General features: G+C 70.3%; 14 protein-coding genes. 3 read left to right on the top strand and 11 right to left on the bottom strand.

Features of this window, described 5'->3' with window-relative positions; genetic code table 11:
- Nucleotides 1–157: 157 nt before the first annotated feature.
- From era to hrcA, 9 genes are read right to left on the bottom strand one after another with little or no spacing between them, the layout of a single operon-like run.
- Complete coding sequence (era, locus tag QQX04_RS05785; protein ID WP_301127133.1) at nt 158–1,075, bottom strand: GTPase Era; 918 nt, start codon at nt 1,073–1,075, stop codon at nt 158–160.
- Nucleotides 1,062–2,378: a hemolysin family protein gene (locus QQX04_RS05780; protein WP_301127129.1), complete on the bottom strand. Its 1,317-nt coding sequence runs from the start codon at nt 2,376–2,378 to the stop codon at nt 1,062–1,064. Before QQX04_RS05780 ends, era begins: the two co-directional genes overlap by 14 nt.
- A 20-nt stretch (nt 2,379–2,398) precedes the next feature.
- A complete protein-coding gene (ybeY, locus tag QQX04_RS05775; RefSeq protein WP_301127127.1) occupies nt 2,399–2,854 on the bottom strand; it encodes an rRNA maturation RNase YbeY in 456 nt (151 codons plus the stop codon).
- Nucleotides 2,851–3,924 carry a PhoH family protein gene (locus QQX04_RS05770; RefSeq protein ID WP_301127678.1) on the bottom strand — a complete coding sequence of 358 codons (1,074 nt, stop codon included), beginning with the start codon at nt 3,922–3,924 and terminating at the stop codon, nt 2,851–2,853. Before QQX04_RS05770 ends, ybeY begins: the two co-directional genes overlap by 4 nt.
- 38 nt (nt 3,925–3,962) lie before the next feature.
- Nucleotides 3,963–4,301, bottom strand: coding sequence for a histidine triad nucleotide-binding protein (locus QQX04_RS05765; protein ID WP_301127125.1), 339 nt, complete (start codon nt 4,299–4,301; stop codon nt 3,963–3,965).
- Nucleotides 4,302–4,343: 42 nt separating this feature from the next.
- A complete protein-coding gene (locus QQX04_RS05760) occupies nt 4,344–5,090 on the bottom strand; it encodes a 16S rRNA (uracil(1498)-N(3))-methyltransferase (protein WP_301127123.1) in 747 nt (248 codons plus the stop codon).
- A gap of 43 nt (nt 5,091–5,133) precedes the next feature.
- Entirely contained in the window at nt 5,134–5,913 is a 780-nt protein-coding gene (locus QQX04_RS05755; protein WP_301127121.1) for an EI24 domain-containing protein, read from the bottom strand.
- Nucleotides 5,914–5,919: 6 nt separating this feature from the next.
- On the bottom strand, nt 5,920–7,050 hold the full coding sequence (gene dnaJ / locus QQX04_RS05750; RefSeq protein WP_301127120.1) for a molecular chaperone DnaJ: 1,131 nt from the start codon (nt 7,048–7,050) through the stop codon (nt 5,920–5,922).
- Nucleotides 7,047–8,054 (bottom strand): heat-inducible transcriptional repressor HrcA, encoded by a 1,008-nt coding sequence (hrcA, locus tag QQX04_RS05745; RefSeq protein ID WP_301127119.1) that lies wholly within the window; start codon nt 8,052–8,054, stop codon nt 7,047–7,049. The genes dnaJ and hrcA overlap by 4 nt, the downstream gene beginning before the upstream one ends.
- A gap of 315 nt (nt 8,055–8,369) precedes the next feature.
- On the opposite strand from hrcA, the gene QQX04_RS05740 reads away from it, so the two are divergent.
- The 3 genes from QQX04_RS05740 (at nt 8,370) to QQX04_RS05730 (ending at nt 10,337) form a co-directional block, all read left to right on the top strand.
- Complete coding sequence (locus tag QQX04_RS05740; RefSeq protein WP_301127118.1) at nt 8,370–8,693, top strand: DUF4870 domain-containing protein; 324 nt, start codon at nt 8,370–8,372, stop codon at nt 8,691–8,693.
- Between the two features lie 90 nt (nt 8,694–8,783).
- Nucleotides 8,784–9,419 carry a DUF4870 domain-containing protein gene (locus QQX04_RS05735; protein WP_301127116.1) on the top strand — a complete coding sequence of 212 codons (636 nt, stop codon included), beginning with the start codon at nt 8,784–8,786 and terminating at the stop codon, nt 9,417–9,419.
- A 339-nt stretch (nt 9,420–9,758) separates the two neighbouring features.
- Complete coding sequence (locus QQX04_RS05730; RefSeq protein ID WP_301127114.1) at nt 9,759–10,337, top strand: P-loop NTPase family protein; 579 nt, start codon at nt 9,759–9,761, stop codon at nt 10,335–10,337.
- A 99-nt stretch (nt 10,338–10,436) separates the two neighbouring features.
- Here QQX04_RS05730 and QQX04_RS05725 read toward each other — a convergent pair whose 3' ends face one another.
- Together QQX04_RS05725 and hemW are read right to left on the bottom strand one after the other, a co-directional pair.
- Nucleotides 10,437–11,369 (bottom strand): endonuclease domain-containing protein, encoded by a 933-nt coding sequence (locus QQX04_RS05725; protein WP_301127113.1) that lies wholly within the window; start codon nt 11,367–11,369, stop codon nt 10,437–10,439.
- A gap of 478 nt (nt 11,370–11,847) precedes the next feature.
- Complete coding sequence (gene hemW / locus QQX04_RS05720) at nt 11,848–13,077, bottom strand: radical SAM family heme chaperone HemW (protein ID WP_301127111.1); 1,230 nt, start codon at nt 13,075–13,077, stop codon at nt 11,848–11,850.
- Between the last annotated feature and the right edge of the window lie 2 nt (nt 13,078–13,079).

The following is a 13,079-nucleotide window of genomic DNA, read 5'->3' as shown; positions in this document are numbered from 1 at the left end:
AGACTTTCGGGACGAAACCTCACGCACGCGAGCGATCAAGCCCGGGACCCACCGGAGCCATCCCGAAACCGATCCATTCTCGAACCTGCGGGCACGGTCGGAGCAGACGGAGCGACGCGGGACCGAGCAGTTCCGCGGCCGGGCGCTGGTCAGACCGTCAGAACCCCAGGCGTCCCAGCTGCTTCGGGTCGCGCTGCCACTCCTTGGCGACCTTGACGTGAAGGTCCAGGTAGACCTTGCGTCCGAGTAGCCGCTCGATGCCCTGGCGGGCCGTGGCGCCGACCTCCTTGAGACGTGACCCGGCCTTGCCGATCACGATGCCCTTCTGGGAGTCGCGCTCGACGAACACGTGGGCGCGGATCTCGAGCACGTCCTTCGTGGAGGTCTCGTCGCCGGGCTCGATCATCTCCTCGACGACCACGGCCAGCGAGTGGGGCAGCTCGTCGCGGACGCCCTCGAGAGCGGCCTCACGGATGAGCTCGGCGACCATCACGTCCTCGGGCTCGTCGGTGACCTCGCCGGACGGGTACAGCGCCGGTCCCTGCGGCAGGTGGCCCACAAGCACGTCGGTGAGCACATCCACCTGGATGTCCTTGACCGACGAGACGGGCACGACGTCGGCCCAGTCACCCAGCTGCGAGACGGCGAGGAGGTGCTCGGCGACCTTGTCACGCGGGACCTTGTCGACCTTGGTGACGATCGCGATCACGGGCGCGCGCGCCTCGGACAGCTCGCGGGCGATCCACTTGTCGCCGGGGCCGATCTTCTCATCGGCAGGCAGGCAGAAACCGATCACGTCGACCTCGGCGAAGGTCTCGCGCACAAGGTCGTTGAGCCGCTCTCCCAGCAGCGTGCGCGGCCGGTGAAGCCCGGGGGTGTCGACCACGACGAGCTGCGCGTCGTCCCGGTTCACGATGCCGCGGATCGCGCGGCGGGTGGTCTGCGGACGCGACGACATGATCGCGACCTTCTCCCCTACTAGGGCGTTCATCAGCGTCGACTTGCCCGCGTTCGGGCGGCCGACGAAGCAGGCGAAGCCTGAACGGTGGCCCTCGGTGGTGTCAGTCATCGTCATGGTCCTTCCTGCGGGACCGGCCCGCGCGCACCGTGCGGCGCTCTCCCGTATCAGTGTCCTCCGGCGGGTCCTCGCGCCGCACGACGACGGAGGTGAGGCGTCGGCGTCGGCCCTCGGCTCGGTCTGCGAGCAGCTCGAGTCCGTGCACCTTCGCGTGGGCGCCGGGGATCGGCACCTTCCCGAGCGCCTTGGCGAGCAGGCCCGCGACGGTCTCGACGTCCTCGTCGTCGATCTCCACGTCGAACAGCTCGGCGAGCTCGTCCAAGCCCATGCGGGCGGGCACCCGATAGGCGCCCCCGGACAGCTCCTCGGCCTCGGGTGCGGTGCGGTCATGCTCGTCGACCACCTCGCCCACGATCTCCTCGAGCGCGTCCTCGATGGTCACGAGCCCGGCGACGCCGCCGAACTCGTCGACCACGATCCCCATGTGGAACACCTCGTCCTGCATGCGGCGCAGCAGGTCGTCGGCGGGCACGGACTCGGGCACGAACTCGGGCTCGCGCATCAGCGCGTCGACGGGCTCCTCGAGACGCTCCGAGCGGTCCCATGTGTCGCGCACGCAGTCCTTGAGGTAGATCACGCCGCGCACGTCGTCGGTCCCGTCGCCCACCACCGGGATGCGCGAGTAGCCGGACCGCAGGAACAGCACCATCGCCTTGCGTACCGGCACTCCGGCTTGGATGGTGATCATGTCGGTGCGGGGCACCATGACCTCGCGCACGAGCGTGTCGCCCAGGTTCACGATCGAGCGCAGCAGCTCGGCCTCGTCGGCCTCGAGTGCGTCCTCGGCCTGCTCCACGAGGTCCTCGGCCTCGGTGAGCTCGGGATAGCTGAGCGCGGGGATGACGGCACGGATCGGCGTCGTCAGCCAGATCAGGGACCAGGCGACCGGTGCGAGCGCCCTCAGCGTGTTCTCCGGGTGGGCACGCGCGACGCCGCGCGGCAGCGCCCTCACCACCAGCAGCGACAGCGCTGCGCCGATGCCTGCGGCCCCGGCGACCATCCAGCCCCAGCTCCACCCCAGGCCGTCCGCGAGCTCCCACGCGATGAAGGCCCAGCTCACCAGAGCCAGTGCCTCCAGCAGCGAGTAGACGACGGACGACGCGGCGTCGGCATGGTCGGGAAGCGCCGCCAGCCTCGCGGCCGACGTGGGACGACCGTCGGGACGACGTGCCGCCTCGATCTCCCGCTCACGCGCGTACGGCACCTGCTCGAAAGCGGCGACGACAGCGTGCATCACGCCCGCGCCGACAGCGGAGACGCCTGCAAGCAGGATCAGCGTCGCCCAGGGGAATGACTCCATACGTCAGGCCGGTCGCGCGGTCATTCGCCGCGGTTCGCCAGGAAGGTGAGGAGGAGCTTGCGCTGCAGCGCGAACATGACCTTCTCCTCCTCAGGCTCCACGTGGTCGTAGCCGAGCAGGTGCAGGATGCCGTGAGTCGTGAGCAGGAGCATCTCCTCCTCAGCCGTGTGGCCGGCCTTCACCGCCTGGGCCGCCGCGACCGTGGGGCACACGACGATGTCACCGAGCAGCCCGGCGGGAGTCGGCTCGTCGGCGGTTCCCGGACGCAGCTCATCCATGGGGAAGCTCAGCACGTCGGTCGGTCCCGGCTCGTCCATCCACTGGATGTGGAGCTGCTCCATCGCCGGCTCGTCCACGAACAGGATCGCGAGCTCGGCCTCCTCCGCCACGTGCATCTCGCGCAGCACGAACTTGGCGAGCTCGGCGAACTCGACCTCGTCGATCGTCGCGTCGGTCTCGTTGTTGACCTCGATCACTCGTCGTCCTCCTGCGTGCGGGCCGGGCGGTCGCGGTGCTCGCGTCCGTGGCGGTCGTGGCTGTCTCGACGCTCGAAGCGACGCTGCTGACCCATCGGGCGCTCGCCTTCTGGGCGCTGCTCGTTCGCGGAGTAGGCGTTGATGATGTCGCTCACCAGGCGGTGGCGGACCACGTCGTCGGCGCCGAGCCGGCAGAACGCGATGTCGTCCACGCCCTCGAGGATGCCGCTCGCGGCGCGCAAGCCCGACTGCGTCCCCCCTGGCAGATCCACCTGAGTCACGTCTCCGGTCACCACCATCGTCGCGCCGAAGCCCAGGCGGGTGAGGAACATCTTCATCTGCTCGCGCGTGGTGTTCTGCGCCTCGTCGAGGATGATGAACGCGTCGTTCAGGGTACGTCCGCGCATGTAGGCGAGCGGCGCCACCTCGATCGTGCCGGCCTCCATGAGGCGCGGGATCGACTCGGGGTCGATCATGTCGTGCAGCGCGTCGTAGAGCGGCCGCAGATACGGATCGATCTTCTCGTTGAGCGTGCCGGGCAGGAAGCCAAGCCTCTCCCCCGCCTCGACGGCCGGTCGGGTGAGGACGATGCGGTTGACGCGCTTCGCCTGCAGCGCGGCGACGGCCTGAGCCATCGCCAGATACGTCTTTCCCGTGCCAGCGGGGCCGATGCCGAACGTGATCGTGTGCTGCTCGATGGCGGCCACGTACGCCGCCTGGCCCTCAGTACGCGGGCGGATGGTGCGGCCACGGGAGGACAGGATCGAGCGTGACAGCACCTGGGTCGGGCGATCCGAGGCACCCGAGCCTCCGGCGGCAGCCGCAGCAGCTGAGGCCACGCCTTGCACGCCGCGCAGCATCCGCACTGACTCGCGAGCGATGTCTGGCGTCAGCGGGACTCCGGCGGCGAGCACCGAACGGAGCTCGTCGACGGCCGTCGCGGCGGCCGCCACCTGCGCCTCGTCACCGCTCAGCATGATGCGGTTGCCGCGCACGTGGATGTCCACCTCGGGGTACGCGCTCTCGACCTCCCGGATCACGGAGTCACCGGTGCCGAGAAGCTCAGGCATGGTCGAGGCGTCCTCGATGAGGATCTCGCGATTCGCTGTCACGCAGGCTCCCAGCCGAGCGGCGCGCCGCCCAGGACGTGTCCGTGCGCGTGGAAGACGCTCTGGCCCGCCTCCGCGCCGGTGTTGAAGATCCACCGGTACTGGCCGCCGCATTCGGTATCGGCGATGCCCTGCGCAAGCGCAGCCATGTCGGCGAGCAGCTTCGGGTCGGCAGCAGCCACCTCGGCGACGTTCTCCAGGTGGCTGCGCGGCACGACAAGCACGTGCAGAGGCGCCTTCGGGGCGATGTCCCTGAAGGCGATCACGGTATCGGTCTCGGCGACGATGTCCGCAGGGATCTCGCCTGCGACGATGCGGCAGAACAGGCAGTCGGTCATGACTCCAGGGTATTGCGTACGAGGACTGATCGCTTCACCGCGTCACCAGGTGGAACGCAGCGCCGCGAGCGCGGCGACGGCGGCGGGACCGGCGTTGGCTGCGCGCAGCACGTGTGGGCCGAGCAGCACGGGCTCGGCACCGACCTCCGTGAGGCGCGAGATCTCCGCGTCGGAGACTCCGCCCTCGGGCCCGACGATGATGGTGATCGGCTGCGTCGGCCCTTCCCAGGCGAGACGGGTGAGAGGCTGAGCGGCGACCTCGTGCAGCACAAGCACCCGTTCTCCTGCGGCGACGGACGCCTTCACGAGCGAGACGAGCTCGCCCGTCGTCACGACTGAGTCGACCTCGGGAAGGAAGGCCCGCCGGCTCTGCTTCATCGCCGCCAGCACGAGGGACTCCCACTTGGCGCGCGCCTTCTCCGCCTTGGGGCCGCGCCACTGCACGATCGAACGATCCGCCTGCCAGGGCACCACGCCCGTGACGCCCAGCTCCACGCAGGACTCGACCGCCTGCTCGTCGCGCCCACCCTTCGCGAGCGCCTGCACGAGCGTCACCGACGGGTCGGCATCGTCGGACACCTGCTGGACCTGGACCTTGAGCCAGCCATCGCCGATCTCGTGGATGGGGCCGCCCGCGCGTCGACCGTGACCGTCCGCCAGGTCGATGACCTCACCCACACCGCGACGTTGGACGGTGAGCGCGTGGCGCGCCTCGGGACCGTCAAGGGGGACGAGATCGCCGACCGCCGCGTCGGCGGCCGCCGGGCACAGGAAGACGGGTGCTGTCACATCACACGAATCTACAGTCCGAGCGCGTGCAGCCGTGCCGACGCTAGGACGACGCACCCTCCAGCTGAGGCTCGATCGCGCGGCGCGTGAGCATGTTCGCACCCACGACCGCCACGGGCATGGCGAGGAGCGTGCCCAACGGGATCATGAAGATCAGGAACACGAAGGTGCCGAACAGGTACGCGGTGGCTCGCACGGGGCGCAGCGATGCGATGCGGTCCCGACGCGCGATCACTCCCCTGCACGCCATGGGGTACGCGGTGAGCTCGATCGCCAGCATGCGCCCTCCCAGGATCGCCGAGGCGAGGAATGCCGCGACGGTCCCGGCCACAGGGATGAGTCCAAGGAGCGCGGCGAGCAGAAGGATCCCGACCGACGTGGCGAGCGTGACGAGCCCCTCCGTCACTCCCCTGCGGACAGACCTGGTCCACGCCTCGTCGGCGCCCACCGTCTCGATCCCGTCGCGCTCGTCCAGGTGCCGTGACAGGTGCTCGAAGAAGGGCTGTCCGATCATCAGCGCGAGGGTGGTGAACATCAGCACCGCCGCAACGGAGCCGGCGACGACCACGAGCACGGTGAGGAGCACGGACACTGTGCGGCCCAGCGATCCCTCGAGGCCGGTGGCCTCCAGGATCGCGTCCTCCACGCTCGGCGAGGCGACCAGCAGCACAGCGATCAGGGCGGCGATGATGGCGCCCGCCACGACGGCGGGAAGCGCGCCGATCAGCATCGCCTTCGGGTCCGTGAGCCACGTCCGGAAGCTCGCGAGGACCAGCCTGCCGGCCTCCCTCGCCTGACCACCAAGAGCACGCACGGACGTCATCCGCGCCTAGCGACCCTTGAACGCATCCCTGAGGCGCGAGAACACGCCCCCGCCGATCGGCGCGAGGCGCGCCTGCGGCATCTCCTCGCCACGCAGCGAGGCGAGCTTCTCGAGCAGCTCCTGCTGCTCGTCCGTGAGCTCCGTGGGCGTCTGGACGTCCAGGTGGACGTACAGGTCGCCACGCCCGGCACGCTGCAGCTTGCCGACGCCGAGCCCCTTGAGGCGGATCGTGTGGCCCGCGTGGGTGCCGCGGGGGACGTCCACCTCCTGCTCGCCGTCGAAGGTCTCGACCCCGAGCACGGTGCCGAGCGCGGCCGCCGTCATGGGCACCTCAAGCGTGCAGTGAAGGTCGTCGCCGCGGCGCTCGAACGTCTTGTGGGCCTTCTCCCGGATCTCGACGTACAGGTCGCCCTTGGGGCCGCCGCCGACACCCGCGTCGCCCATGTGGGGCAGGCGGATGCGCGTGCCGGTCTCGACACCCGCGGGGATGTCCACCTTGATCGTGTGGCGCGAGTGCGTGCGCCCACGACCGGCGCAATCGGTGCAGGGCGACTGGATGATCGTGCCGAAGCCTCCGCACTCGGGGCACGGCGACGTCGTCATCACGTTGCCCAGCAGCGAGCGTGCGACGCGCTGGACCGAGCCGGAGCCGCGACAGTTACCGCACGTGACCGGCTGCGTGCCCGGCGCGCAGCACGAACCGGAGCAGGTGGCGCACACGTCGGCCAGGTCGACCACGACCTCCCGGTTCACGCCGAAGACCGCCTCCTCGAGGCTCACCTCGGCCGCGACGAGCTGGTCGCCTCCGCGCTGGGTCCTGGACGCGGGCCCGCGCTGCTGGCCGCCGAACGGGCTGCCGCCACCGAAGAAGGACTCGAAGATGTCCTCGAAGCCGAAGCCCTGCGCACCGCCCTGGGAGCCAGAGGCCGCGCGCGGGTCCACGCCGCGGTCGTACATCGCCTTCTTGTCAGGATTGGACAGCACCTCGTAGGCCGCGCCGACCTCCTTGAAGCGCTCCTCGCCTTCCGGTCCGGCGACGTCAGGGTGAAGTTCACGTGCAAGCTTGCGATAGGCCTTCTTGATCTCGGCCTCGCTGGCGTTCCGGGAGACGCCGAGCACGTCGTAATAGTCCTTCAAGAATCAACCACCTTGGAGAGGTATCGGGCCACCGCGCGAACGGCGGCCATCGTCGAGGGATAGTCCATGCGGGTGGGGCCGAGGGCCCCCAGCAGGGATACGGAAGGGCCGCTGCCGTAGCCGGCGGCCACGATCGAGGTGCGAGCGAGCGCCTCGTTCTGAGTCTCATGTCCGATGCGGACCGCCACGTCCGAGTCGCCCGCGGTCATCTCATGCAACAGTCGGAGGAGCACGACTTGTTCCTCGAGCGCGTCGAGGACGGGACCGATCGCGTCGGCCTCAAGGTCGCTGCCACGGGCCAGGTTCGACGCTCCGGCGAAGACGACGCGCTGCACGGTGCCGCCCCTCGCCGCCTGGATGACGGCTTCGGCGACAGCACCCACCCACACCGGCTGGTTGGCACGCTCGGCCCACGCGCGCAAGGGCGGCTCGAGCACGGTCGGGGTGCGGTTCACGGTGATCTCGTTGACCTCACGCACCGCCCGCGCGAGCTCCTCCTGGGAGACCGGGCTGGTGAGGACGACGGTGGTCTGCTCGACCCGCGCGTCGGCGCTGATCACGACCACGAGGATGCGATCCATGCCGAGCGCGACGAGCTCCACACGCTGCACCGCACTCTCGCGCAACGACGGGTACTGCACTACCGCCACCTGACGCGTGAGCTGGCTGAGCATGCGCACCGAACGCTCGATCACGTCGTTGAGGTCCACGGCGTCCGACAGGAACGTCGTGATGGCGCGCTTGTGGCTGTCAGGGAGTGCGGCTCGCGCGAGGTAGTCCACGAACGAGCGGTAGCCCTTGTCCGTGGGGATGCGCCCGGCCGACGTGTGGGGCTGGGTGATAAGCCCCTCCTCCTCGAGGATCGCCATGTCGTTGCGGATCGTCGCGGGCGAGACGCCCAGGCCGGTCCTGGCCGCCAGGGCCTTGGACCCGATCGGCTCCGACGTCTCGACGTAGCCCTCCACGATCGCGCGCAGCACGGCCCGCCTGCGCTCCTCGGTCATGCCGTTCCACCTCCCGATCGACATTGGCACTCGGCACTCGTGAGTGCCAATTCTAGCGTCGGTGGCAACCTCTCCCCTCAGGCGCGACAGGACCAACCACGCGGAAGTCCACAGAATCTGACAAAAGGGCGCACCAAGTGACTACATTGGGTACGTCGTGCAACGCATCGACGGCCGGGGGGCACGCCCTCGGCGCGTGTCCGCGGAGCCGCGACACCACGCTATGTCCCAACACACGAAGTGGTGATTCGAATGTCCCAGACCCCTCCTCCCCCGCCGCCGCCCGCATCGCCGGCGCCTCAGCCCTCCGGCTCCATGTCGCAGAGCGATGAGCGCCTCTACGCGACGCTCGCGCACGCCGGCATCATCCTCTTCGGCTTCCTGCCGCCGCTGATCATCTGGCTCATCGGCAAGGACAAGTCGGCCTACGTGGACCGCCAGGGCAAGGAGGCGCTGAACTTCTCGATCCTGATCACGATCGGCTACGTCGTCTCGTCGCTGCTGATGGTCGTGCTCATCGGCTTCGTGACCTGGTTCGCGGTGCTTGTGATCTCGCTCGTGTTCTGCATCCAGGCCGCGATGGCCGTGAACAAGGGGCTGGACTACCAGTACCCGTTCAACTGGCGCATCATCAAGTAGCAGTCAGGGTCAACCCCGACCGCACAATCAGGGCCCCGCTCCTTCCGTAGAGGGATGCGGGGCCCTGACGCGTCATGGGACGGTGAAGCCATGAACGACACCGACCGCACCGAGGGCGTCGACACGACGCCCGATGACGCCACTCAGGACGCCGCCGCGCCGACCGTCGGCGACGCCGGCCAGGCCCCCGCCCTCGAGGCCGGGCCGTCCGCCACCTCTCCTGCACCGGAGTCCATCCCCCAGCCCGAGCCCGGTGGCTACGTGCCACCCGCCGAGGGCACCATCCCTCCCGGAGGCACAGTTCCCCCCGCGGGCACCGCGCCGACGGGCCAGGTCCCGCCCTACGCCGGGCCCACCCGCATGCTCGAATCCGAGGCCCGCAACTGGTCCATGGCGATCCACATGATCGCCGCGGTCGCCGTGCTCCTCTCGGCCGGCACCATCTCGTGGCTCGTGCCGCTCGTCGTGTGGCTCGTCTTCCGTGAGCGCTCGGCGCTGATCGACCACCACGGCAAGCAGAACCTCAACCTGCAGCTCACGATCCTCGTCAGCGGCGTCGCCGCAGTCGTGCTCGGCCTGATGCTGTTCGTCGTCGGCCTCGCCGTCACCCTGCCGCTGTGGGGCGTGTACGTGCTCTACGCGATCGTGATCTCGTTCGTCGCCGGAGTGAAGGCAAGCAACGGCGAGTACTACAGGATCCCCCTGATCATCCCGTTCCTGCGCTGACCCGCTCGCGGGTGCGACACCCCTCTCGCCGCACCCGCAGCCCAGCGCACCTCACCCGATGCCCCGCGACCGCTCCGTACCCGGTCGTGGGGCATCGGCGTGTCCGGGCGGAGGCGTCCGCTCGCCTGGGCGCGAGCGCCGGTGGACGCTCGCCGTCATCCACGTTGATCGCGCCCTGGCATCACTTGAGTGCCGATCTCGTGCCCTCTTTCGGCACTCATGTGATGCCAGGACGCCTCAGACCCCACGCAGGGACGACGCGAGAGTCACTTCACGAGCTCTCCGCACCTCACAGGAAGCCCGGCGTCGCGATAGTCCGCGGTCGATACGATCGCTTGCGTGCTGACCTTCGCCGACCCCCTGCCCCGGCGCCCTCAGCGGGTGCTCATCGCCGGAGTCTCGGGGACCGGCAAGACGACGCTCGCCGGGAGGCTCTCCCCGATCGTCGGGCTTCCGCATACCGAGATCGACGCCCTGTTCCACGGACCCGAGTGGACCAGGCGGGACGAGTTCATGGACGACGTGCGGGCACTCGCCTCCGCCGACGCGTGGATCACCGAGTGGCAGTACCGCGAAGCGAGGCCGCTGCTGGCCGAGCGGGCGGACCTCCTCATCTGGCTCGACCTGCCGTTCCTCACCGTGACGCTGCCACGTGTGATCAGGCGGACCGTGAGGCGCAGACTCCGACGCGAGGAGCTGTGGAGCGGCAACATCGAGCGCCCGTTCCCTACGATCCTCACCGACCGCGAGCACATCGTCCGCTGGGCGTGGTCGCGACGCGGCTACTACCGAACGCTCATCCCCACGCTGCCGCCCGAGCATCCGGACCTCGCGATCGTGCGCCTGCGCTCCCAGCGCGAGGTGGAGCGTTGGGTCGCGGGCCCGCTCGTGGCCTCGGTGCGCGCAGACGACTCCTGACCGCCGACTTCGGTCATGCACGTGCGCGCCGACCCGGCAGCAGCCGACGAGTGCGCGCTGGCATCGCATGAGTGCCGAAGAGCGCCGCGATTCCAGCACTCAGGCGATGACAGGACGCCTCAGACGGCCAGCGACCGTGGTGAGCACTCGCTCGCGGCACCACGCGGGTCGGTCCACGATGTCGCGCCAACCGAATCGGATCACGGCGAAGCCCGCCGCGGTCAGATCCGTCTGGCGGTTGCGGTCCTCATCGCGGGCCATCCGGGTCGAGTGATAGGTGTCGCCGTCCAGCTCGACGACCACCTTCGCTCGTCGATGCAAGATGTCCACCGTGGACCTGCGCGCCGGAAGGACGAGCTCCACCTGCCACTCGAACTCCGTGAACCGAGCCCCCGTGAAGACCTCGTGCTTCGCGCGCACTTCCAGTGGCGTCGTCGCACCCTCCGCGAACCATCCGAGCATCCGTTCCAGGTCGCGCCGACCCGCCACCCGAGGGGCCCGGTCGAGTTCGATCTTCAGCTGCCGCCAGGTGCACACGCGCGCCCAGAGGGACTCCCACAGGATGTCGCGGCGTTCGTTCGAGGGCGCGAAGCGCCAGGCGTCGAGCAGCGCGCGTGGCGCGGTGACACAGTTCACGCCGTCAAGCTTCGTCGCAGTGCGCGGCACCGCATTCTGGTGCACACGGACCCACGGCGGCGGGCGCAGCGCGCGACCGTTGCCCGCCACCAGGTCCGCGACCGTCGGCGCTGGCAGCATGCTCGTGCTGAGGTGCAGGGCGAGCCGGCCCGTGACGAGGGTCCGCGGCGCCCACAAGTTGAGGGCCTCCCCGAGCACGGCCGGAACGGTCGAGTGAGCCGCCCCGCAGTAGACGCCGGGAAGCAGCCTGATCGCCGAGCCGCCTGCGAGTGCCGAGTCAAGCGCATAGCGGCTCCCCCGCTCGAGCATCTCCCTGCGGCTGAATGCGCGCCGGTTGACGTCGAGGAACTCCGCGAGAGGAAGGTCAAGCCCGGTGAGCCCCAGCAGGATTCGCATGGTGGGATTCGACCACCACCGTTGAGTCCGGGCCGAGCACCCGACGGATGTGTGGAGGGCCCGGAGCCTGGACCGACGCTGTGGAGACCCGACGCGCCCTGGCATCGCATGAGTGCCGAAAGAGGGCACGAAATCGGCACTCATGCGATGCCAGGAGGCAACCGGCCGCGGCGGGGTCGGCGGGCGGGCAGGCGGGGTCGGCTCGCGGCGGCGGGGTCGGCGGGGTCGGCCGGCGGGCAGGCGGGGTCGGTTCGGGCCGACGGAGCAGCTCGGGTCGACGGAGCGGCTCGCGGCGGCGGGGTCGGCGGGGTCGGCCGGCGGGCAGGCGGGGTCGGTTCGGGCCGACGGAGCAGCTCGGGTCGACGGAGCGGCTCGCGGCGGCGGGGTCGGTTCGAGCCAACGGGGTCGGCTCAAGCGAGCGGGTTCGCGATCGGTTCGGGCCTCCCAGCGGGTGGGCGCAGCCGACGACGCGTGCGCCTCAGGTGAGGTCGCGCACCGCCGCGTCGGCCAGCAGCCGACCCTTGAGGGTGAGAAGGAGCGTCCCGCCGATCGCGGCTCGGCCGTCGAGGATGCCGTCGGCCACGAGGCGCGCGATCTGCGGCGCCCGACGCTCCGGCAGATCCCCCACCGGCATGCCGTCAGCGAGCCGCAGCCGCAGCATCACGGCTTCGAGCGCGAGGTCGTCCTCGGTCAGCGGCTCGCGCTCGGCCGCCGGGTCCTCGCCTGACGCGAGCCGGTCAGCGTAGGCGCGCGGGTGCTTGACGTTCCACCAGCGCTCGGCCCCGACCGCCTCCCCCGAGGCCCCGATGCGCGGCCCCAGGTACGAGTGCGCGCCCGGCCCGACACCCCACCAGTCCTGGCTGCGCCAGTAGGCGATGTTGTGGCGGCAGGCGTGCTCGCGGCCGCGCGCCCAGTTCGACACCTCGTACCAGCCGTACCCTGCGGCGGAGAGCCGAGCGTCGGCCAGCTCGTACATCTCGGCCTGAGTGTCCAGGTCGACGGCCTCGATCTGGCCGCGCTTCAGCTGAGCGCCCATCCGCGTGCCCGGCTCGATCACGAGCGCGTACGCCGACACGTGGTCGGGCTCGAGCGAGATCGCCGCGTCGAGGCTCGCCTGCCAGTCCTCGAGGGACTCGCCAGGCGTGCCGTAGATGAGGTCGAGGCTCACGTCGAGCCCCGCCTCGCGCGCCCACGCGACGGCGCGGGCCACATTCTCCGGGTCGTGCGTGCGCTCGAGGGTCGCGAGCACGTGCGGCACCGCCGACTGCATCCCGAAGGAGACCCGCGTGAAGCCAGCGTCGGCAAGTCGGCTCAGAGAGGCGCGCGAGACCGAGTCCGGGTTCGCCTCGGTAGTGACCTCTGCGTCGGCAGCGAGACCCCAGGTGGTCCGCACGCCGTCAAGCAGGGCCGCGAGCGCGTCGGCGTCGAGCATGGTGGGGGTGCCGCCCCCCAGGAAGACGGTGGAGACCTCCCGCCCGTCGCCGGCCATCACCTGCCCCGCGAGCGCCATCTCCTTGAGCGCGGACTCGACGTACCCCTCGCGGGTCGCGCCGCCCACCTCGGAGGGCGCGTACGTGTTGAAGTCGCAGTAGCCGCAGCGGACGCGGCAGAACGGCACGTGGATGTAGACGCCCAGGTCGCGCGGGCTCGCGGGCCGGGTTCCGGCGTCGGAGGACGCGGCGGTCGGGGACGACGCGGGCGCGGGCACCG

This window comes from Demequina zhanjiangensis (genome assembly GCF_030418315.1).
Taxonomy (GTDB): Bacteria; Actinomycetota; Actinomycetes; order Actinomycetales; family Demequinaceae; genus Demequina; species Demequina zhanjiangensis.
The sequence above is the reverse complement of the archived record's forward strand: the minus strand, read 5'-3'. Positions and strand labels throughout refer to the sequence as shown.